The 22,150-nt window shown below is 49.3% G+C and carries 14 protein-coding genes and 1 pseudogene; 8 read left to right on the forward strand and 7 right to left on the reverse strand.

What is annotated here, in order from left to right:
• Positions 1–926 precede the first annotated feature (926 nt).
• The 3 genes from BFC17_RS17900 to uvrD all read right to left on the reverse strand — a co-directional run bounded on the left by BFC17_RS17900 (position 927) and on the right by uvrD (position 6,615).
• A complete protein-coding gene (locus BFC17_RS17900; RefSeq protein WP_070177839.1) occupies positions 927–3,005 on the reverse strand; it encodes a M13 family metallopeptidase in 2,079 nt (692 codons plus the stop codon).
• A 193-nt stretch (positions 3,006–3,198) separates the two neighbouring features.
• Entirely contained in the window at positions 3,199–4,437 is a 1,239-nt protein-coding gene (locus tag BFC17_RS17905) for a GGDEF domain-containing protein (protein WP_070177840.1), read from the reverse strand.
• A gap of 9 nt (positions 4,438–4,446) precedes the next feature.
• Positions 4,447–6,615, reverse strand: a complete 2,169-nt coding sequence (gene uvrD / locus BFC17_RS17910) for a DNA helicase II (protein ID WP_070177841.1) — start codon at positions 6,613–6,615, stop codon at positions 4,447–4,449.
• A gap of 325 nt (positions 6,616–6,940) precedes the next feature.
• Here uvrD and cysE point away from each other — a divergent pair, with 325 nt between their 5' ends.
• On the forward strand, positions 6,941–7,756 hold the full coding sequence (cysE, locus tag BFC17_RS17915) for a serine O-acetyltransferase (RefSeq protein WP_070177842.1): 816 nt from the start codon (positions 6,941–6,943) through the stop codon (positions 7,754–7,756).
• 52 nt (positions 7,757–7,808) lie between these two features.
• Here cysE and BFC17_RS17920 read toward each other — a convergent pair whose 3' ends face one another.
• Positions 7,809–8,174, reverse strand: a complete 366-nt coding sequence (locus BFC17_RS17920) for a nucleoside-diphosphate sugar epimerase/dehydratase (RefSeq protein WP_070177843.1) — start codon at positions 8,172–8,174, stop codon at positions 7,809–7,811.
• A 191-nt stretch (positions 8,175–8,365) separates the two neighbouring features.
• On the opposite strand from BFC17_RS17920, the gene BFC17_RS17925 reads away from it, so the two are divergent.
• Positions 8,366–9,382 carry an alpha/beta fold hydrolase gene (locus BFC17_RS17925; protein ID WP_070177844.1) on the forward strand — a complete coding sequence of 339 codons (1,017 nt, stop codon included), beginning with the start codon at positions 8,366–8,368 and terminating at the stop codon, positions 9,380–9,382.
• A gap of 59 nt (positions 9,383–9,441) precedes the next feature.
• On the opposite strand, the gene BFC17_RS17930 is transcribed toward BFC17_RS17925, so the two are convergent.
• Positions 9,442–11,487, reverse strand: a complete 2,046-nt coding sequence (locus BFC17_RS17930; protein ID WP_070177845.1) for an NADPH-dependent 2,4-dienoyl-CoA reductase — start codon at positions 11,485–11,487, stop codon at positions 9,442–9,444.
• A gap of 108 nt (positions 11,488–11,595) precedes the next feature.
• On the opposite strand from BFC17_RS17930, the gene BFC17_RS17935 reads away from it, so the two are divergent.
• Positions 11,596–12,207, forward strand: coding sequence for a TetR/AcrR family transcriptional regulator (locus BFC17_RS17935; protein ID WP_070177846.1), 612 nt, complete (start codon positions 11,596–11,598; stop codon positions 12,205–12,207).
• Between the two features lie 6 nt (positions 12,208–12,213).
• Here the strand turns inward: BFC17_RS17935 and BFC17_RS17940 are convergent, their stop codons facing one another.
• Together BFC17_RS17940 and BFC17_RS17945 are read right to left on the reverse strand one after the other, a co-directional pair.
• Positions 12,214–12,849 carry a response regulator gene (locus tag BFC17_RS17940; RefSeq protein WP_070177847.1) on the reverse strand — a complete coding sequence of 212 codons (636 nt, stop codon included), beginning with the start codon at positions 12,847–12,849 and terminating at the stop codon, positions 12,214–12,216.
• Positions 12,846–13,940, reverse strand: coding sequence for a PAS domain-containing sensor histidine kinase (locus tag BFC17_RS17945; RefSeq protein ID WP_070177848.1), 1,095 nt, complete (start codon positions 13,938–13,940; stop codon positions 12,846–12,848). The genes BFC17_RS17940 and BFC17_RS17945 overlap by 4 nt, the downstream gene beginning before the upstream one ends.
• Positions 13,941–14,256: 316 nt before the next feature.
• Here BFC17_RS17945 and BFC17_RS17950 point away from each other — a divergent pair, with 316 nt between their 5' ends.
• The 5 genes and pseudogenes from BFC17_RS17950 to BFC17_RS17970 all read left to right on the forward strand — a co-directional run bounded on the left by BFC17_RS17950 (position 14,257) and on the right by BFC17_RS17970 (position 22,090).
• Positions 14,257–16,008: an acyl-CoA dehydrogenase family protein gene (locus BFC17_RS17950; protein ID WP_070177849.1), complete on the forward strand. Its 1,752-nt coding sequence runs from the start codon at positions 14,257–14,259 to the stop codon at positions 16,006–16,008.
• 5 nt (positions 16,009–16,013) lie between these two features.
• Positions 16,014–17,681, forward strand: a complete 1,668-nt coding sequence (locus tag BFC17_RS17955; RefSeq protein ID WP_070177850.1) for a long-chain-fatty-acid--CoA ligase — start codon at positions 16,014–16,016, stop codon at positions 17,679–17,681.
• A gap of 227 nt (positions 17,682–17,908) precedes the next feature.
• A pseudogene (locus BFC17_RS17960) lies at positions 17,909–18,427 on the forward strand (flavin reductase family protein); the annotation flags it as partial.
• Between the two features lie 291 nt (positions 18,428–18,718).
• Positions 18,719–19,627 carry a MipA/OmpV family protein gene (locus tag BFC17_RS17965; protein WP_070177852.1) on the forward strand — a complete coding sequence of 303 codons (909 nt, stop codon included), beginning with the start codon at positions 18,719–18,721 and terminating at the stop codon, positions 19,625–19,627.
• Positions 19,628–19,915: 288 nt separating this feature from the next.
• On the forward strand, positions 19,916–22,090 hold the full coding sequence (locus BFC17_RS17970) for a M3 family metallopeptidase (protein WP_070177853.1): 2,175 nt from the start codon (positions 19,916–19,918) through the stop codon (positions 22,088–22,090).
• Positions 22,091–22,150 lie beyond the last annotated feature (60 nt).

Below are 22,150 nucleotides of genomic sequence, written 5' to 3' on the forward strand. Positions count from 1 at the left end.
ATAGAGTGCTTGGCCTTTCCACCGAATTATAAAAAGCTTAAATGTTTCGGTGAACTAACGGCATACCTGTGTTTTTTCGTTAAATTGCATTCGCCTGCGCTAGGACATTTCTCATACCAACTGCAATTCCCAATCTAGTAGGAATCAAGAGAATTACTGCTGAACGAACCTTTATGTCCGCTTCGTTTGTAAGAGTCTTAAAAGGCGCTAGAAAAGCACTTTTAGTCAGAAGCAGTTGTTAATTCAAAACTAACAGGTAAAAAGCGTAAGGTCTTCTTTGTCATTATCAAACGGCTGGGTAGTTTGTGTGTAAAAGTGATTGCGCTTAGGCAGCCAGGTCGAATAGACAACCCGTGCCATTATTTTCTTTTGTTGGCAATCCGAGGAACAACATGCCTGACGGCCTCCCTTTTCGGGTAGAGGATTATATTCAACTGGTTGAACTGTCAGGTCGCCATTTACAACCCAACAAAAATGGGAAGATTGTTAATACAGCTTCCCCATTCTAACAAGAGTCGGGCTAGAGCACTGTGATTGGAACGAGATGATAACCGGAATCGAGACTGACTTTAAATCTTCGATAAGTATAGAAAAGCACTTAAATCAACGCAGAAAAACGCAGGGGTATAGATATAACTTACTAGCCTGCTAAGTCAAACATCACTATCTAAATATAATCACTATTTTTAGCGCAGCGCATCAGCTTCAACGTTGCGTTTCAGACATCTAAAAGCACTAGCACAATGCCCAACAGATAAATTTTAATGCTGAAGTAAATTTGTTTTTTCAGGCGTAGTGACTGTCCACTACATTGTACCTGTCTATGACTCAATGCTGTGACTGTCCTTTACTAAGGGCTGTTGGACTCAGAGTGCCTGTCCATTATGGAAAAGCGAAACGGGCTGGTGCCCGCTTCACCTTTATCTTTACCAAATTGATACCCGCTCTTCGGGGGGCAGGTACATCAGGTCATCTTCTGTCACATTAAATGCGCTGTACCAGGCATCCATGTTGCGTACTACACCGTTAACCCGGTACTGCGCCGGACTGTGTGGATCTGATAGCAGTTGTTGGCGCAGTGCATCGTCTCTGATTTTCATTCGCCATACCTGTGCCCAGGCCATAAAGAACCGTTGGTCGCCGGTGAAGCCGTCGAGTACCGGGGGCTCGCCGTGTTTTTCTTTATGCAGCTGATAAGCAGAGTAGGCCATTTCCAGTCCGCCTAAATCACCAATGTTTTCGCCCAGCGTAAGGCGGCCATTCACGTTCTGCCCTTCTATGGGTGAAAAGGTATCGTACTGCGCCACCAGTTTATCGGAGCGTAGTTTAAAGTTTTCGTCAGCTGTGCCTGTCCACCAGTCACGAATTTTGCCAAGTTCGTCAAAGCGGCGTCCCTGGTCGTCAAAGCCATGGCCAATTTCGTGGCCGATAACCGCGCCGATAGCGCCATAGTTAACGGCGGGGTCGGCATTCATATCAAAAAACGGGGGTTGCAGAATACCGGCCGGAAAGGTGATTTGGTTCATCAGTGGGTTGTAGGAGGCATTCACTGTTTGCGGTGGATAGGGCCATTGCTCGCGGTCTACCGGGCCGCCGAGTTTGTCTACATCTTGCTGCCACATAAATTCAGTAATGCGGGCTGCATTCCCTACCATATCGCCTTCAACAATATTGAGCTTGTCATAGTTTATCCACTTATTGGTGTAGCCAATGTGGGGCTCAAAGGTACTGAGTTTTAACAGCGCCTGTTGCTTGGTCTCATCATCCATCCAGGTGTTGTCTTTAATTCTCGCCTCAAAGGCAATACGCAGGTTTTTTACCAGATCGTCCATCTGTTTTTTGGCGGCGGGCGGGAAGTGGCGATCCACATAAATTTTGCCTACGGCTTCGCCCAGATTGCGGTTGACCAGATCCGAACCGCGCTTCCAGCGTGCGCGTTGGTCTGGTACACCCCGTAATGTGGTAGAGTAAAAATCAAACTGCGCCTGATCGGTTTCGGCGGTGAGTAAAGCGGCATTAGCGTCGATAAAGTGGAAAGTCAGGTATTCCTTCCACCGCTCTACCGGAATTTCCTGCAGTAAAGTTGCTGAGGCCTGAATGGCATCAGGTTGCATTACCACAAAACTTTCTATTTCGGATAGCCCAAGCTTGGCAAACATGGCCTGCCAGTCAAACTCTGGTGCCAGCGTTTTTAGTTCTGCCGGTGTCATAGGATTGTAGATCTTCTTGATATCCCGGCTTTCTTCACGGCTCCAGTGCACCTTAGCCAGCTCATATTCTATCTGGTAGATGCTTTGTGCTTTCGCTTCGGCATCACTTATCCCGGCCAGAGTCATCACTTTTACCATATAGTCCTTGTAGGCTTGTTGATACTTTACAAACTTTTCTTCATCTTTCAGGTAGTAATCCCTGTCGGGCATACCTAAACCAGACTGCCAGATACCGGCGGTGTAACGGGTGGTATCAGCCGGGTCCGGGAAGGTACCAAAACCAATGGGAGACGCATGGTGTAAAGAGGCAACAAAGTTCACCAGATCGTCACTGCTTTTTATCGCTGCAATTTCTGCCAGCCAGGGCTCAATGGGGGTAGTACCCTTATCATTCAGTGCCTCGACATTCATCCAGGTACCGTAGTAGCTGCCTACTTTTTGCACCAGAGAGCCTGGGGCGCCGCTTTCTTCGCGTAGCGATTCAATAATATCCTTAACCTGCTCTGTGGAGCGTTCCCTCAGTGCCATAAACACACCATAACGGGATTGGTCTGAAGGGATCTCGAAGGTTTCCATCCAGTGGCCGTTTACGTACTTATTAAAATCCTGGCCCGGACGGATAGCCGTATTCATCTGGTCCAGGTCGATGCCCCACGTGCCTACTTCGGCAGCGCCGCTGGCTGTGCTATCGCTGGTGGTTTCTGTTGCTGCGGGTGTGGTGGCTTCTTCTGGTTTACTACAGCCTGTTAGTGCCAGTGCTAACAGCAGTGGACTAAGCATAGAAAGGCGATTCATATCTCTTTCCTTTAATGAGAGTGAAATTACCGTTAGCAGTAGAGCCGTGTTATTTAACGGCTGATAAACGGCATCTTGCCTCAATCGTCGGATACGGCTGGCGATATCAGTGGTCTCAGCCTATCGCACATTATTTGTACAATGCAACTAATTATCATTTCGTCTGGTTGTGGCGGACACCGGTAGGTTTGGATTAATCGTGTACTACACGGTTGCGGCCATTATGTTTGGCCTGATAGAGCAGTTTGTCGGCGGTTGTTAGCATTGACTGTATGTTGTGATCATTTTGAGTGGTAAGGCCTATGCTTACCGTAACAGGGATTGAAGTTTGTTCAAATAACACCGGTTTTTCAGCAATTTTACGGCATATGTGCTGGAGTCGCTGAATGGCTTCTTCGGGAGTAAAATCGGGCAGGTAAACGCAAAATTCCTCACCACCAAAGCGCGCGATGATTACGTCGCTGCAAATTACGCCTAATCGTTTGGCGACCACCCTGAGTACCTCATCGCCGGCATCGTGGCCATGGGTATCATTAATGGATTTAAAAAAGTCCAGATCCAGCAGCGCCAGCGCCTGTTGTGCTGGCTGGTTGCGCTGCATTTTATTTACCGTATAGAAAAAATGACGGCGATTAGGTAAACCAGTGAGGTAATCGGTATTGGCTGTCCGCCGGATGGTTTCTACATTCTCGATTAATTCGATATTTTGATTAACCCGGCAGAGGAATTCTTCCAGATGGTAGGGTTTGCGCACAAAATCGTTGGCCCCGCTTTTAATAAACCGCGCTGACAACAGATTATTACGATCTGATGCCAGGCCAATAATCGCCAGATCTTCTTTGGCGTACTGTTTACGCAGCCAGGATATAAACAGTGTGGCGGGTTTATCCTGAATCTCGCTGTCTACAAACACTAATTTAATGTGACTGTGTTTATCCAAAATGGTTTCTGCATCGGCAGCGGTGGCACATTCGTAGGTAATAAAATTATGCCGGCGCAATAAGGCGGCAATCGCATTGCGTTCGGCGCGTTTGGTGTTGATAACCAGCACCCCGATAGTTTTATTTTTTTCCAGGCGGCCAAGCAAACGCATCAGATAGTCGAACATCTGCGCGTTTTCTTTGGGAATGTAATCCACCACATCACGCGATAAAACCGATTTGCGGATATCCTCATCCAGTCTGGCGGTGGTAACAATGGTTGGCAGGTAGCTCTGCACGGCAAAGTCGATAGCTTCGCCGTGAATGGCGTCCGGTAAATCATAATCCACAATAGCGCACAGATAATCCTCGGGTTCACTGTGCATAAAAAGGTGTTTTGCAGCGGTTAGCGTGGTGGCGAGTACCGGCTCAAGTTGAGCCATTTCAACCAGCTTCTTCAGCAGGCTGATACTACTTACACTGTCTTCAATTATCAGCACCTTCTGCTGCATTGAGGTTCCTTATAACGCCTCGAGTTTTGCAAAACTAAGAACCAGCCATTTGCTGCCGAACTCATCAAAATTAACCTGAACTCGCGCATGGTCGCCACTGCCTTCGTAATTAAGGACTACGCCTTCGCCAAATTTGCGGTGTTTAACACGTTGACCCAGAGTAAATCCGCTTTGCTCCATGCGTTCGTGGGAAGCGGCGTTGCTAAAGCGACTGGGGACTGGTCTAGAAACTGTAGACGTCAGACGGATTTCTTCCACACATTCGGTGGGAATTTCACGTAAAAAGCGTGATGCCGTGTGATATTTTTCCTGTCCGTATACCCGGCGCATTTCGGCGTAGGTCATGTACAGTTTCTTCATTGCCCGGGTCATGCCCACGTAGCACAAGCGGCGTTCTTCCTCCATGCGCCCGGGCTCGTCGTTGGTCATCTGGCTGGGGAACATGCCTTCTTCCACCCCGGCAATAAAGACCAAAGGAAACTCTAACCCTTTAGCGGTGTGAATGGTCATCATTTGCACCGCATCCTGATCGCCGCTGGCCTGAGTTTCTCCAGCTTCCAGTGAAGCATGGGCCAGAAAGGCTTGCAGCGGAGTCATTTCGTCCGCTTCTTCGGGAATGACAAACTGTTTACAGGCGGTAACCAGCTCTTCTAAGTTCTCCAGACGAGCCTGGGCTTTCTCGCCTTTTTCGGCCTGGTACATGGCGTATAAACCAGAGTGGTTGATGGCTTTGTTAGCCTGTTCCTCCAGTGGCAGGGTGTCAAATTCACCCGCCAGCTGGTTTATCAGGTCGATAAACGAAGTTAAGGCGTTCGCCGCGCGGCCTTTAAGTCCGCCATCCTGCAACAGCTGTAAGCTGGCCTGCCACATCGAGCAATCCTGCATTCTGGCTTGTTCACGGATAGTGGCCAGGGTACGTTCGCCTAATCCGCGACTGGGCGTATTCACCACGCGTTCAAACGCGGCGTCATCGTGGGCATGATTAACCAGGCGCATATAACCCAGCGCGTCTTTGATTTCCTGACGCTCGAAAAAGCGTAAGCCACCATAAATGCGGTAGGGTAGACTCTGATGCAGCAGTGCTTCTTCAAGCACCCGCGACTGAGCGTTATTACGATACAGAATAGCCACTTCTTTTAGCTGATTACCCTGATTATGCCAGTCACTAATTTGTGACACGATAAACCGCGCTTCATCCAAATCGTTAAAGCCAGCATAAATTGAAATCGGCTCGCCGTCGTCACCATCGGTCCACAGTTCTTTGCCTAAGCGACCCTGGTTATTATCTATCACCGTGTTCGCGGCTTTCAGAATGGTGGCGGTAGAACGGTAGTTCTGTTCCAGACGAATAGTAGTGGCACCGTTAAAGTCTTTTAAAAAGTGCTGAATGTTGTCTACGTTAGCGCCGCGCCAGCCATAAATAGACTGATCATCGTCGCCTACAATCATGATGTTATTGTCGTGGCTGCACAGCAAACGCAGCCAGGCGTACTGAATGTTGTTGGTATCCTGAAATTCGTCTACCAGAACAGCACGAAAACGGCGTTGGTAATGGGCGAGTACATCGGGATTTTTTACCCACAGTTCATGGGCGCGTAGCAATAGTTCGGCAAAGTCCACTAAACCTGAGCGATCGCAGGCTTCCTGGTAAGCGGCGTAAATATCGCGCATTTTTTGCTGAGTGTGATCGCCATGGGTTTCGATATGCTGCGGACGTAAGCCCTCATCTTTATTGCCATTGATGTACCACTGAATTTGCCGTGGCGCCCAGTGTTTTTCGTCCAGATTCATGGCCTTAAGGATGCGGCGGATCAGGCGATACTGGTCGTCTGAGTCGAGGATCTGAAAGTTCTCGGGTAAATTGGCTTCAGCGTAGTGAGCACGTAACAAGCGGTGCGCCAAACCATGGAAAGTACCAATCCACATGGTATTAAGCGGCCTGCCCATCACTTTTTCTATGCGGCCACGCATTTCCCGGGCCGCTTTGTTGGTAAAGGTAACGGCCAGAATACTGTAAGGGGCAATGTTTTCGACCTGCATAAGCCAGGCAATGCGATGCACCAGCACACGGGTTTTTCCACTGCCGGCACCCGCCAGCACCAACATATTAGACAAAGGCGCAGCTACGGCTTCGCGCTGTTTATCGTTTAAATCGTCGAGTAACTCAGAAACATCCATAACAATACAAAAACACCTGTATTTTTATTCAGGGCATAAAAAGCAGAGTATGCCATTAAAGCCTAAAGCGATAAACCGCGCCTGCACAATAATGCCGGATTATTGCCCGGAAGAGGTAAATGAAAGTGATCCTGAATTACCCGGGTCTCTTATATGGTAGTATTCACTTTCCGGTGTTGTGTATCCCGCTGAACTCTCCGGCTATCGAAATTTTAGTCAGCTTACTCTTGAATTTAATCGATAAACCATTATGTTACCGCTACCTGCGTTGACTGATTTAATTTTACTCAGTGTAAGCCGCACAGCAAATACAAAGGAATTCTCCATGCATGCATTAACCGATACCGCTGATTTTTGGTTGCAGCTTAAAAAAGAAGCACGTGAAATCGCAGATAAAGAACCGCTGTTAGCGAGTTTTGTGCATGCCTGTATTTTAACTCATCACAACTTTGAATCGTCACTGAGCTTTATTTTGTCTAACAAAATGGCCGACGACGTGATGCCAGCGCTGAGTGTCAGAGAAATTTTAGACGAAGCCTATTTGCTGGAACCTGAAATTGTTGAGTCTGCTATCGAAGATATCCGCGCTATTTACACGCGGGATCCGGCGGTAACGAATTACCTTACCGTGCTGGTTCACTTTAAGGGATTTCAGGCGGTACAGGTCCACCGCATGGCGCATTACCTGTGGCAACAGGGGCGTCACCAACTGGCCCTGTTTTTACAAAGCCGTAATTCGGAAACCTTTGCGGTAGACATTCATCCGGCGGCCAAAATTGGTAAAGGTGTCATGTTTGACCACGCTACGGGTATTGTGGTCGGTGAAACCGCGGTAATCGAAGATAACGTGTCTATTCTGCAAAACGTCACCCTGGGGGGTACCGGTAACGAAAGTGGCGACCGCCATCCTAAAATTCGTCAGGGCGTTATGCTGGGCTCCGGGGCAAAAATCCTTGGCAACATCGAAGTGGGCGAAGGCTCTAAGGTGGGCGCGGGTAGTGTTGTGTTAAACGATGTACCAGCTCATGTTACGGTGGTTGGTGTACCGGCCAAAGTGGTGGGGCGTCCTTGTTGTCCGCGGCCGTGTGAATCGATGAACCAGAACGTGCTGGAAGACAACCAGCCATATGAACAGGCTTAGTTAACCGTAATAATAAAGACCGCCAAATGGCGGTCTTTTGCTTCCGGGCGAGTCACTCCATCAGATGGCGGTCGGGCAGACGGTTTCCCTCAACGAGTAGTATTTGGCACCCTCGTTGGTTAAGTTCAGGGCTAAAGGAATCGCGAATCGTTGCGTAATCCGTTGCGCAGACGCACAGCACGGCTTTTATCTTGTTCCGCTCCACCAGAGCAATAAGCTCGCTGGCATAACGTAACTGTGCTTCCAGAATATAGGTTTTGTGATGCCAGGGTTCCTCGTTGAGTATAAACAAGGGCTGAAAATGTCTGCTGTTTCGTAGCGCATCGGTAAGCTGGTACGAAGCAATATCCGTCCCTACCACAATCACCGGTATCGGTGCTGGCTGAAACCATTGTTTTACACGCTGCAACCACCTCATCAGCTATTACCATAACCTTATGCAAATAATGCGTATCTTATCGCAAATTCTTAACGCAAATAATACAGCATTGAAGTATTAATCCGGGTTTGTTTCAGGTATTGGTGATGGCGTAATTCTTTTGACTTTCACCGCAACAGCAGGTTGTATAGGAAAAGATTATCCAACCAGCAACAAGCAGGTGATAAACCATGACATATCTTAAATTTGTTGTTGTAGCATTTAGTGCACTGGTAATTTTTTTGGCGCAGCCCTTAAGGGCAGAGCAATTGTTTGTTAATTTTTCATCCTGCCAGTTAGCCAGCGGCGAGAGCATACCCCCCTGTAAAATAGGCTACCGTACCTTTGGTAGACTTAACGAGGATAAAAGCAACGCCGTGCTGGTTCCCACCTGGTACGGCGGTAACTCCAAAGGCCACGCTTATCTGGCCGACAGCGAGTATCTCGACCCGGATAAATATTATGTGATTATTATCGATGCCATTGGCAATGGTGTGTCGGTATCCCCTTCTAACAGTCCATCGCAACCGGCAGCCAGTTTTCCGGTTTTTACCATCACCGATATGGTGAATTCACAATACCGGCTGTTAACCGACACTTTAGGCATTAAGCAGTTATACGCCATTGTCGGGCTGTCGATGGGTGCCATGCAAACCTTGCAATGGGCGGTCTCTTATCCGGATTTCACTACCCGTTATGCCGCGATTATTGGTTCGCCTCGATTGCCATCATTTGATATTGCCCGATGGTCTACCCGCAACCGCCTGCTTAAATGGTATTTAGAATGTCGTTGCCAGGCACCACTGGAAATAATGACCGGAATGCAAATGCTAAACAGCGTTCCCACAGCTTTGAGCGAATCACTGCCCCGGGACGAAGTTGAAAGTACAATTGTGAAGAAAGCGCAGGGCATCCGGTTAACCGAAGGTCAGGTATGGGATCAAATCAGGCAGGCACAAGCCATGATTACTCACAACATTGCCGACCCCTTTAATAATGATATGGCAGCCGCCGCGAAAGCTATTCGGGGTAAATTGCTGGTCGTGGTGGGCGCTGATGATCGGGTGGTTACCCCGCAGCCGGTAAAAGATTTGGCCGGGTTAACCAGGGCAACGCTGGTCGAGTTAGATAAGGATTGTGGACACGGCGATCCCTGGTGTGATGCCGGGCGGTTTAGTGCGGCCTTAACCGGTTTTTTGGCTGACTAGCCCTTTAGCAGTATGAGAATGCATCAGGACCGTCTGCTGACGGTCCTGATCGTTTACTCTTAGAGTTTAAGGGCCACCTTGGTACCCTGAGCAATTGCGCGTTTGGCATCCAGCTCGCGGGCTTCATCAGCACCACCAATCAGCTGATAAGCAACAGTGAGGCCATCGGTTAATTCACGCTGAGGATCCTGACCGGCACAGATAATCACGTTATCTACATCCAGCACCATGGGTTGGTCGTCTTTACGAATGTGCAGGCCTTCATCATCAATCCGCACATACTCCACACCCGGTAGCATTTTTACGCCTTTATTCAGCAGGTTGAGTCGATGTGCCCAGCCGGTAGTTTTACCTAACCCGGCGCCTACCTTGGAAGATTTACGTTGTAACAGCACAATTTCTCTGGCTGATGGCTCAAATTTGGCTGTTACGCCTTCCACCCCGCCTCGTGATGACAGCGCCATATCCACGCCCCATTGTTGCATAAAGGCATTAATATCCTTACTGGGTGTAGATTTACCGTGACTCAGATATTCAGCGGTATCAAAGCCAATACCACCGGCTCCGATAATTGCGACTTTTTGTCCTACTGGCTTCTTCTCTTTCAGTACATCAAGGTAAGAAAGTACTTTGGCGTGTTCTACGCCTTCGATGGCGGGTGTGCGAGGCGCAATACCAGTGGCCAGCAAGACTTCATCCACGCCCATATCATTTAATTCGCCGGCCGTTACCCGGGTGTTTAAACGAACATCCACATTGAGCAGTTCTAACTGACGCTTAAAGTAACGCAGGGTTTCGTAAAATTCTTCTTTACCGGGGATCTGCTTGGCAATATTAAACTGCCCGCCAATTTCGCTGGCAGCATCAATTAAAGTAACTTTATGTCCACGTTTGGCTGCGGTGGTAGCAGCTGCCAGGCCGGCAGGACCAGCGCCTACCACAGCGATATGTTTAACCTCTGTAACCGGTGTTAACTGATAGGTCAGTTCATGACAGGCATAGGGGTTAACCAGACAGCTGGTGAGTTTACCATCGAAGATATGGTCCAGGCAGGCTTGGTTACAGCCAATACAGGTATTTATTTCGTCGGCTCGCTGTTGTTTTGCTTTAATCACAAAGTCGGGGTCAGCCAGGAATGGACGTGCCATGGAGACCATATCAGCATCACCCCTGGCCAGCACGGTTTCGGCGACATCCGGCGTGTTAATCCGGTTTGAGGTAACCAGAGGGATAGACAGTGACTCTTTAAATTTAGCTGTCACCCAGGTAAATGCCGCTCTGGGCACCTGGGTGGCGATAGTGGGAATGCGGGCCTCGTGCCAGCCGATGCCGGTATTAATAATACTCGCACCGGCTTGTTCGATAGCTTTACCCAGGGTTACCACTTCGTCGTAGCTTGAGCCGCCTTCCACCAGGTCCAGCATCGACAGGCGGTAGATAATAATAAAGTTTTCGCCACAGGCTTCACGCACCCGGCGTACCACTTCAACTGGCAGACGTATGCGGTTTTCGTAGTCACCGCCCCAATCGTCAGTGCGTTTGTTGGTGCGCTGCACGATAAACTGATTAATGAAGTAACCTTCCGACCCCATGATTTCAACGCCGTCATAACCTGCGCGCTGAGCCTGTTTTGCAGTAAAAATAAAGGCCTCAATTTGTTCTTCTATTTCTTCGGCGTTAATTTCCCGTGGCTTAAACATACTGATAGGCGCCTGAATAGCTGAGGGTGCAACCAGATTCGGGTGATAAGCATAGCGACCAGTATGCAAAATTTGCAGGCAGATTTTACTGTCATGCTGATGCACCGCATCGGTTACTTCACGGTGTTCCTGCACCGCCTCGTCGGTATCGAGTCCTTTGGCTTTGGCATAGGGCGAGCCAGCTTTATTAGGGCCAATACCACCCGTTACGATCAGACCAACACCGCCTTTTGCTCTGGCCGCGTAAAACGCTGCCATGTGCTTGTGCCCTTCGGGAATATCTTCCAGCCCGGTGTGCATCGAGCCCATTAATACCCGGTTTTTTAACTGGGTAAAGCCTAAATCGAGCGGTGTCAGCAGGTGCGGATACAGCGCGTGCTTGCTATCAGTAGTGGCTGAACTCATGAGTGGTCCTTGTTTATTTAGTAAACTTACAGGTGTCAAGATTAGCGCTTAATTTGACACTGTCAAGATAAACATTAAGATAGCCATTCAGATATTTTGAGTAAGTTTATGGCTACTGCACCGGCAAAATCACAAACGGCCTATCATCATGGCGATTTACGTAAAGCATTGTTAGAAGCGGCGACACTGCGCATTGAGCGCGATGGGCTTGAAGGGCTGTCGTTGCGTAAGCTGGCCGAGGATATCGGTGTATCCAGAACCGCGCTTTATCATCATTTTAAAGACAAGAGTGCATTGTTAAATGCGATCGCAGCACAAGGTTTTGCAGCCTGGACGCAAATGACTTTAAGCCACGGTGATGACGAAGGCTTACCGGTCAGAGAGCGTCTTCGAGGATTTATTTTTGGTTATGTCGACTGGGCGCGTCGTCATCCACAGTTATACGATTTGATGTTTGGCAGCTCAATCTGGAAAAAAGGCCTCGCCGATGAGCATCTGAAAGAAGTCGCGTATCCGGCATTTCAGGCCATGCTAGGGATGATTTCCCGCTGGCAGCGGGGCGGTAATATTAACTCTAATGCTGATCCGCTGCGCTTAACCCAGGTTATCTGGGCTACAGTGCATGGTATGGTGCGGCTATTAATGGATGGTATATACGCCGATGCCACCCACCTGGATGCCATGTGCGACTGTGCACTGGAGTTAATTATTCAGGCATAAGTGTTGTTACACGGTAAGACCATGCAGCAAGGCATATTTAATTAGCTCAGCGTTGTTGCTCATCTCCATTTTAGTGAGTAGCCGTTTACGGTGAGTACTCACGGTTTTATTGCTTAAAAACATATCGTTGGCTATGTCTGTCAGCGCTTCCCCCTGAGCGATACGCTTTAAAATTTCGAGCTCGCGCTCGGTGAGTCTTTCGTGCGGGTAACCGCCTCTGGCTACGGGCTCTGCGGTAAGCAAGTCGGGATGCTGCCAGATTTGGCCTGTCAGTACCGTACTCAGTGCCTGCCGCAGTGTGGCAGGAGAAGCGTCTTTGGTGACATAACCATTCGCCCCGGCTCGGTATGCCGCCGGCGCAAATTGGCGGGGCGGATACATCGACATGATGAGAATAGGCACATCCTTGCGCTGGGCTCTTAGTGCGGGGATCTGCTCCAGCGCATTTTGTCCGGCCAGATTGATATCCAGAATAATGGCCTGCAAGTCTGGTTTTTCTGCCAGTTCCCGACACGCTTCCGCTATAGTTGCGGCTTCAGCAGTAACGGTGAAGGTGGCAAATTCCGAAAGTAAGCGGGCCAGACCGCTTCTGAAAATAGTGTGGTCATCTACCAGCATTATCCGGGCAATGTTTTCGCTCATAGTCCCTCCTGCTGTGTAAAATTATCAGCGGCAATGGGTAACGGCAGGGTTAAGCTGACCCGGGTGCCGCCATAATCATTCGATCCCAACGTTACCACGCCGTTATAGTCAGCTGCTCGTTCGCGCATGTACATCAGGCCGAACGCGCCATCACGTGGAGGTACCGCCTGTAAGCCAACGCCATCATCATCCACGGTGAGGAATAACTGGCCATTGCGGTAGTCTAATTGTACGTCCACGGCGGAAGCGTCAGCATGACGAATTACGTTGGTCAGCGATTCCTGAACGATGCGGAAGATCATGATTTCTCTGTCACTGCTTAAGCGGGGGGGCAGCTCGCCCAGTGTGAATTCACACTTTATGCCACTGCGAAGCTGTTGCTGTTGTAACAGATTTTCAATAGTGGGAATAAGGCCCAGCGTTAATGTTGATGGATACAACTCTTCTGACTTATTGCGTGCAAAGTTAATACTTTCCTGACTCAAATGAATAATGTCTTCGGCAATTTCGACAATATCGGACTGTGGCTCGCGTTCAACAATCCGGGTGGCATCCATTTTAATGGAAGTCAGCAAGCCACCAAGCACATCGTGTATATCCCGGGCAATTTCCTGACGGTGCTGTTCGCGAAGTTTAATAGCGCTGCGAGCAACTTGCTGGAGCTGATGGTGTGAGGCTTTCAGCTCCTGTTCGTACTGCAATCGCTGAGTGGCGTCTATAGCCACACCCGCTATGGCGGGCTCACCCTGGTACATTACGGCTCTGCCATTAACCTCCAGACTAACAATATAGCCGTCTGCGTGTTTGGCTTGCATGAGGTACCTCTGACTGGTGCCATAGCCTGCTTCAATACGTTCACGCACTTTCGACAGGACCGTATTAACACTTGGCGGGGCAACCATCTCGGTAATTTTTCTGCCCATTACCTGCTCTGGCGTGTAGCCACAAATGCCGGCGAAAGCAGCATTGCAATATTTTAAAATGTCACTTTGAATCAGGTAGATACCTACTAACGATTGCTCCACTAAAAATTGATAGGGGATTTCATCAAGGACATCATAAGGGGGCTTGTTATTGTGATTGGCTGTCATTTTATACCGTTGTATTGCCGTTGGGCCGCCGGGGTTATTCGCTTAATACCGTAATATAAGCCCATGTTGTTGGTAAAGATGTTTTATTGCGGGTAATTGAGCACAGCTTTGTGGCTTATTTGCAGCGGCGGGCCTGACTGCCTTGCGTTTCGGCGCGGGCAAAGGCACAGGGAATTGCCGACCGGCAGTAAAATAATTGTTAATTTCAGATAAATCCTACAGACGTTTAATTTGACATTGTTTAAATTATTGTGAAATTCATGTTTTGTATTTTACAAAATTAGATGATTTAACGTCTGATGGAGCCCGACATACCATGCAAACCTACACGCCCCCTTTAGAAGAACTGCGATTTTTACTCAATGAGCTGGTCGACCTGTCCTCAGCGGTGGACGATCCCGATACCTTTAACAGTGAGTTGGCCATGGCAATCTGGGAAGAGGCCGGCAAATTTGCCTCAGGTGTGTTGCTGCCAACCAATCAGACCGGTGATACACAGGGCCTGTCGTATAAAGACGGAATCGTAACAGTACCTGAGGTATTTCATGACGTCTGGCAACAAATGCGGGCTAATGGCTGGAATAATATGGGGCTGCCTGAAGAGTTCGGTGGTCAGGGACTTCCTCGTCTCATTTCAACGGTCGCTGAAGAAATGTTCAGTTCAGGTAATAAGGCTTTTGTGATGTGTCCGAGTCTGACTCAGGGCGCAGCGGAAACCTTACTTATCGCGGCTTCAGACGAGCTCAAGCAACGCTATCTGCCAAAAATGGTCAGTGGCGAATGGACGGGTACCATGAATCTTACCGAACCGTCGGCAGGATCTGATGTGGGCGCGTTGAAAACCCGTGCCGTTCAGCAAGAAGACGGTAGCTATCGGATCAAAGGTCAGAAAATCTTCATTTCTTTCGGCGAGCATGATTTAGCTGAAAATATTATTCATTTAGTGCTGGCCCGTACGCCTGATGCGCCGGCTGGGGTAAAAGGCATTTCGCTGTTTTTGGTGCCTAAAATACTGGTAAATGACGATGGTTCGTTAGGAGAACGTAATGACGTTATCTGTACCGCCATTGAACACAAAGTGGGTATTCATGTCAGTCCTACAGCTGTGATGTCTTATGGCGATAATGACGGTGCAGTGGGTTATCTGGTCGGTGAAGAAAATAAAGGTCTGGCGGCCATGTTTATTATGATGAACATGGCTCGTCTTAACGTTGGCGTGGAAGGCCTGGGGTCGGCTGAACTCGCTGTTCAGCAGGCCAGGGCTTATGCTGCCGAGCGTATTCAGGGCGCAACCAAAGAAAGCCCGCAGGGCGTACCTATTGTTCAACATGCCGATGTGAAACGGATGCTGATGAGCATGTCTACCCGGACCCGGGCGATGCGCGCTATGGCCATGGTAATTGCCGAAGCGCAGGACATAATTAACAGCAGTGACGATGTTGAGGTAGTGCAGCAAAAGCAAGGCTTTATCGACCTTCTTACGCCTGTATTTAAAGCCTGGGCCACCGAATCTGCGGTCGATATCGCCTCCTTAGGTATGCAAATTCACGGCGGCATGGGCTATGTGGAAGAAACCGGCGTGGCACAAATTTGGCGTGATGTAAGGATTAGCTCCATTTATGAAGGAACCACGGGGATCCAGGCAAATGATCTGGTCGGTCGCAAACTGTTACGCGATAAGGGCGAGAGCGTTAGCCGGTTGGTGAGCGACATGCGCGAAACCGTGCAGCAACTCACCGCCGCAGGCATGACAGGGCTGGCGGGCAGACTCGAAGAGGGCGTTAATGCTTTTGCTGCGTGTTCACAACAATTACTGGCAGCCAGCACCAAGGATTTCTATGCGGCCCAGATGGTTTCCGTTCCCTATCTGATGATGGTGGGTAATGTTACCGGTGCGTGGTTACTGGCGCGTTGTGCCATCGCTGCAAATCAGCACCAGGGAAGCGGTCAGTACAGCGAGGCTGAGCTGGCGGAATGGCTGGCGGCAGCTGATTTTTACCACCGTTATACACTGGCCGAAGTGGCAGGGTTCCAACGCATCATAGCAAACTTTGTAGAAGAGGCTTAGTCATCATGTTTGAGAAAAACTTCAATGTCTGGCCAACCGGCAAACCTTATGAACTGCCGTTGCCACAAACCACTCATTATCAGAATTTTCAGCGCAGTCTGGAGCAGCATCCTTCAGGTTATGCCATTATTTTTTACGACACCACCATCACCTATGCAGAGATGGAGCAGGATGTTCGTCATCTGGCCGGCTGGTTGCAACAGCAAGGGGTTAAACGCGGCGACAGAGTCGGTGTCTACACCCAGAACAGTCCTCAGTTTGTAATGGCTTACTACGCTGCATTACGAGTAGGAGCGGTAGTTGTTCCCATTAATCCTATGCTGGTGGAAGAAGAACTTGAATATATTGTGGACAACGCCGATATCAAGGTGGTCTTTGCTGCGGTAGACCTGCATCACGCTTTTGTTGGGGTGATGGACCGGCGTGATATTAAGGTAGTGGGTGTTAAGTACAGCGATTACCTGAAAGTTGAAACCAGCTTACCCATACCCGACTCCATCGCGGTACAACCGCATCCGGATAATCTTACCAGCCATGCTCATTTTACCTTTTGGCAGGATGTGATTGCTGCTGGTTTGGATGCAGCGGTTGTTGAAACCGCAATGGACGACATGGTGTTATTGCCATACACCTCAGGTTCAACAGGCCATCCCAAAGGTTGCGTTCATACTAACGTCAGTGTTCAGCACGCCATTAGTGCTTTGCGGGAATGGTTTGACTACACCCATGGTGATACGGTGCTGGCCATTGCGCCCATGTTCCACGTGGTGGGTATGCAACTGGGCATGAATGTCACTCTGGCGTCAGGCGGCACGATGGTTATTCTGCCGCGTTGGGACCGTGAGGTAGCCGCCCATGCGATACATAATTATAAGGTAACTGTGTGGCCAACTGTGCCCACCATGGTTATCGACCTGATGAATATGCCCGACCTCAATGACTATGATACTTCCTCGCTGCGTCTGATGCTGGGTGGTGGTTCCAGTATGCCCGAAGCGGTGGCAGCAAAACTCAAAGCACAGTGGGGAATTACCTTTCTGGAAGGCTATGGCCTTACCGAAACCTGTTGTCCGGCAACGACCAATCCTCCCCAGGCGCCGAAACCCCAGTGTGGGGGAATTGCCCACTTTAATACGCTGATTCAAATTGTGGATCCGGTAACCTTCACGCCAGTTGCAACCGGCGAACTGGGTGAAATCGTGGTTCATGGGCCGCAGGTGATGCAAGGGTACTGGCAGGATGACGAAGCCAATAAAACCGCATTTATTATGCTGGAAGGTAAGCGTTATTTCCGAACCGGCGATCTGGGTATTACCGATGAAAACGGCTATTTCTTTATCGTCGACCGCCTCAAACGCATGATCAATGCGTCGGGATACAAAGTATGGCCTACTCAGGTAGAAGGGATATTGTACCGCCATCCCGCGATTGCTGAAGCTTGCGTTATTGCCTCAAAGGATCCCAAACGGGGTGAGACCGTGAAGGCGCTGATTGTAGCGGCTGAACAATATAAGGATGTCACCGCAGATGACATTATTTTGTGGAGCCGCGAACACATGGCGGCCTATAAAATACCCCGCTGTATAGAGTTTGTTGATTCATTGCCGAAATCGGGCAGTAACAAAGTGCTGTGGCGGCAGTTACAGGAGGCAGAAAATCAGCGTACCGGGTAATCATCATTGCGGGCTAGTGCCTATACTGATTATTCACAACGGCAAACACACAAACTTTAACTCGTAATAAGAGGTAGTAATAATGCATTATCAACCCGGAAAAACGCCGCATGGCTTACCTTACGATCCGTTTAAATCCTGTGTGGTGCCGCGCCCAATCGGCTGGATATCCACCCGAGACGAAAAACGGTGTGGATAATCTGGCACCTTAAAGTCAGTTTACTAACGTTACCTTTGACCCGCCTATTGTGATGTTTTCGGCTAATCAGAGCACCGTCGGAGAGCAAAAGGACAGCGCTTACAATGCCGAGAAAACAGGCTACTTTGTATGGAATATGGCGACTTATGCCCTTAAAGATGCCATGAATGCTTCTGCAGAGGAATTGCCCCGTGACATTGATGAGTTTGAGAGAGCCGGGTTAACTAAAGCTGAAGGGCTGGTGGTGCCAGTGTCGCGGGGTGTAGAGTTGCCGGTGCAGTTTGAATGCCGCTATTTAAAGACGGTCCATTTCCAGGGCAACGGCACCATGGGCTCCGCCGATGTGGTATTTGGTCAGGTAGAAATGATTCATATCGATGACGAGGCGCTGACCCCTGACGGTAAACGGGATATCCTCAAGTTGCGGCCGTTGGCGCGCATGGGCTATTACGACTACACCACGGTAGACTCTGTGTTTGAAATGAAAATCCCCGGTAGTGCAAAAATGTCAGTTGGCCTTCCTGGTACAGCGGCAGAAAACGACTAGCCGCTAACACTTCCCCACAATGGGGGAAGAGTTTGCATCTCGGTCATGCGGATCGATACTTTCCTGTGTCCATCCGCATGGCCTGACCCCTGAGTATTTTGCCCTATCCCAAATGTAATCTGTTACATCCTGCAACACCTAAGTACTTGTTGGCGTATGAATTAATGCGTAATGTAATCCTGTAACGGCTTGTTAATGTATCCATATCGTCATGACAGCGCGTCATTATCCCGCTTCCAGCGTGCTGCCAACTGTATTCGAGTGCGGTTTTTTCTCTTTAAGGATTACGCCATGCGTATTATTAAACAATTATGGATGATAGCTCTGGTTGTTATGTGGAGCTCCGTGGCTCAGGCAACGCCAGAAGCGGCTGCTATCGAGGAATCGCCGAACCGGGATCTCACCGGGTTTGAGGATTTGGATGAGAAGCAGCCGCTGTGGGAGGCGGGCCTGGGCGGTGGCATGATAGAGTCGCCCAATTATCCGGCCTCGGCAGAGCGCAATTTTGTGGCGCTGGCGTTACCCTACGTGATCTATCGGGGCGATATCTTTCGCCTTGGCGGACAAGGTGGCGCAAGAGCGGTATTTGTTGAAAATGATAAGCTTGAGCTGGATATGAGCTTTGGCGGCGCTTTTGCCGCTGATAGTGACGATAACACCGCCCGGGAAGGCATGCCTGAACTGGATTATCTGGTAGAGGTGGGGCCACAGCTGATTTATAAACTTAAGGATTTTTCTTTTACCGGCGGTGGTAATGCGCGTCTTAACGGCAGAATTCAGGCACGAGCGGTATTTTCTACCGATTTTGAGCGGCTGGATGCCAGGGGCTTTGTGTTTGAGCCAACGCTAACTTACCAGCAACGCGGTGTTTTTCTGCCCGAAACCGGTTTTAGCCTGGCCTTCAGAATGACCTGGGCAACCGAAAAATTACACGATTATTTTTATCAGGTAACGCCTGAATTTGAAACCGCAGTACGACCAGCCTATAACGCAAAATCAGGTTATCTTGGGTCCGAACTTTCTGCCGGACTGGCATTTCCGGTCATTAAAAACGTCCGCGGTTTTGTCAGTACCTCGGTGCAGTTTAATGCTGGCTCGGCTAACGAAGACAGTCCACTTTATGAAAAAGACATCACTTACAGTATTGGTGTCGGGTTTGTCTGGCGGGCTTATAAAAGTGACGCCAAAGCAAACTGGTAACGTACTTAGCTAATCGTTGGCGTAACGCATCAGAACCCACGAAGCCATTATTGGCATCAACTTGCACAAATTATAAATAGAGCACGTTTTCCCCATTCGGCCCGGGACCTGCTGTTTATGGTACACGATGACTGTTAAATAACATGCGTTAACCGGGGTCGACTGCGGAGTTCAATATCAATACCATTTAACGCAGACCAGCTTTACTGGCTGACAGCTGTGGCTCAGTAAAGTGCCGTAGGTAATATTACGGCCGCATAAATTACAACTATAAATCCGGGAAAAATGATGAAAAAAACGCTAACGGCAGCGGCAGTTTTTACTGCTCTTATCATGTCGGGTTGTTCGCAGGACGCAACGACTCAGGCAGAACAGACAGCTCAACAAGAAAGTGCAAAAGACACGATGACGGCTACACAAACTAATCCCCTGCTGACCCCGAGTCCGCTAACTTACGGCGCGCCGAATTTTGATCTAATTCAGGATGCGCACTTTATGCCGGCCTTTGAACAAGGCATGGCAGAACAAGCGGCAGAAATTGCCGCAATCGCTAATAATCCAGAGCCAGCGACCTTTGAGAACACGATGATAGCGCTGGAAACCAGCGGTGAGTTGTTAACTCGTGCAAGCCGGGTGTTCTTTAATCTTGTTGGTACCGACAGTACCCCTGAGCGGCGTGAAATGCAAAAAGCGCTGGCGCCAAAACTGGCTGCACACCGCGATAATATTAACCTCAACAGTGCATTGTTTGCCCGTATTGAAAGCTTGTATAACCAACGGGACTCATTGAATCTGGATGCGGAATCGCTGCGTTTGCTGGAGCAAACCTATTCAGGCTTTGTGCGTGCCGGAGCGACTCTCAACGATGCCGATAAAGACAAAATCCGCAAGATAAACGAAGAGCATTCTTCGCTGACCACACAGTTTTCACAAAACCTACTGGCCGAAACTGCCAATATCGCCGTGGTTGTCGATGATGTAGCTGAGTTAGCCGGGTTATCTGACCGTCAGATCAAATCGCTGGCGGATGCTGCGACTGCGGCTGATCACGAAGGTAAATACCTGATTAGCATCACCAACACCACACGCCAGCCAATTCTGGCGTCGCTGGAAAACCGTGAGCTGCGTCAGCGCGTATGGGAAGCCTCTGCCTATCGGGCACAATCCGGTGAATTTGATAACACTAAAATTATTACGCGATTAGCCGAGTTGCGGGCGCAAAAAGCAGCCTTGCTGGGCTTTGATAACTGGGCCAGCTATGGTCTGGATACGCAAATGGCGGGTACACCAAAAGCAGTTTTTGACATGCTGGGCAGCATGGTGCCAGCGGTGGTTGAAAACGTGAAGAAAGAAGCGGCGGATATTCAGCAACTGATTGACGCCGACGGCAAGGACTTTAACGTTGAGCCATGGGACTGGGCTTACTATGCCGAGAAAGTACGTCAGGCACGCTATGATCTGGACGAAAGTGAAGTAAAAGAATACTTTGAGTTTAACCGCGTATTGCAGGACGGTGTGTTCTTTACCATGAACCGCTTGTTTGGCATCCGTTTTGAACCACGCCCTGATCTGCCGGTATATCATCCTGATGTAAAAGCGTACGAGTTATTTGACGTAGACGGTAAGAGCCTGGCGATTTTTTATGCCGACTACTTTGCCCGTAAAGGTAAGCGTGGTGGTGCCTGGATGAGCTCATTTGTGGGCCAGTCTAAATTGCTCAAGCAAAAGCCAGTCGTGGTAAACGTGATGAATATCCCCAAAGCGCCTGAGGGTGAGCCAACGCTGGTGAGCTACGATTACGTCACAACTATGTTCCACGAATTGGGTCATGGTTTACACGGAATGTTCTCCGATGTTACTTATCCTTCACTGGCGGGAACGTCAGTATCCCGTGATTTTGTGGAATTCCCGTCTACTTTCCAGGAGGACTGGGCGGCGTATCCGGAAGTGATTGCTAATTACGCCAAACACTATCAGACCGGCGAACCTATTCCACCAGAGTTACTGGATAAGGTTATCCGCTCGCGCACCTTCAATATGGGGTTCGATACGCTGGAGTATATGGCGGCAGCACTGCTGGATATGGAATGGCATACCCTGTCAGCTGACGAAGTGCCAAGCGATATTAACGCGTTTGAGAAAGCCGCACTGGCTAAACACGGTGCTGATATCAGCTACGTTCCGCCGCGGTATAAGTCTGCGTTCTTTGCTCATTCCATGGGCGGAGGTTACTCAGCAGGTTACTACGCCTACATGTGGAGTGAAATTCTTGCCGCTGACGCCTTTGCTTATGTGCAGGATACCGGCGGTCTTACGCTGGAAAACGGCATGAAATACCGTAAGCATATTTTGTCGGTCGGTAATTCGCGTCCGCCCATGGAATCGTATAAAGCGTTCCGGGGGAAAGAGCCTACTACTGATGCACTGCTGATTCGTCGTGGCCTGAAACAAAAAATAGACTAGCTCTTTGCTGTGCTGTTATATGCCGGCAGACTCAGGGTCTGTCGGTATACTGGCGGCGAT

This window comes from Marisediminitalea lipolytica (genome assembly GCF_001758465.1).
In the GTDB taxonomy this organism is placed as follows: domain Bacteria; phylum Pseudomonadota; class Gammaproteobacteria; order Enterobacterales; family Alteromonadaceae; genus Alteromonas; species Alteromonas lipolytica.

Coding starts and splice junctions, on each gene's coding strand:
- BFC17_RS17905 (WP_070177840.1), bottom strand. CDS start 4,437: ATGCAGCAGAAGGTGCTGATAATTGAAGACAGTGTAAGTAGTATCAGC.
- BFC17_RS17945 (WP_070177848.1), bottom strand. CDS start 13,940: ATGACAGCCAATCACAATAACAAGCCCCCTTATGATGTCCTTGATGAA.
- cysE (WP_070177842.1), top strand. CDS start 6,941: ATGCATGCATTAACCGATACCGCTGATTTTTGGTTGCAGCTTAAAAAA.
- BFC17_RS17920 (WP_070177843.1), bottom strand. CDS start 8,174: ATGAGGTGGTTGCAGCGTGTAAAACAATGGTTTCAGCCAGCACCGATA.
- BFC17_RS17925 (WP_070177844.1), top strand. CDS start 8,366: ATGACATATCTTAAATTTGTTGTTGTAGCATTTAGTGCACTGGTAATT.
- BFC17_RS17950 (WP_070177849.1), top strand. CDS start 14,257: ATGCAAACCTACACGCCCCCTTTAGAAGAACTGCGATTTTTACTCAAT.
- BFC17_RS17935 (WP_070177846.1), top strand. CDS start 11,596: ATGGCTACTGCACCGGCAAAATCACAAACGGCCTATCATCATGGCGAT.
- BFC17_RS17955 (WP_070177850.1), top strand. CDS start 16,014: ATGTTTGAGAAAAACTTCAATGTCTGGCCAACCGGCAAACCTTATGAA.
- BFC17_RS17930 (WP_070177845.1), bottom strand. CDS start 11,487: ATGAGTTCAGCCACTACTGATAGCAAGCACGCGCTGTATCCGCACCTG.
- BFC17_RS17965 (WP_070177852.1), top strand. CDS start 18,719: ATGCGTATTATTAAACAATTATGGATGATAGCTCTGGTTGTTATGTGG.
- BFC17_RS17940 (WP_070177847.1), bottom strand. CDS start 12,849: ATGAGCGAAAACATTGCCCGGATAATGCTGGTAGATGACCACACTATT.
- BFC17_RS17970 (WP_070177853.1), top strand. CDS start 19,916: ATGAAAAAAACGCTAACGGCAGCGGCAGTTTTTACTGCTCTTATCATG.
- BFC17_RS17900 (WP_070177839.1), bottom strand. CDS start 3,005: ATGAATCGCCTTTCTATGCTTAGTCCACTGCTGTTAGCACTGGCACTA.
- uvrD (WP_070177841.1), bottom strand. CDS start 6,615: ATGGATGTTTCTGAGTTACTCGACGATTTAAACGATAAACAGCGCGAA.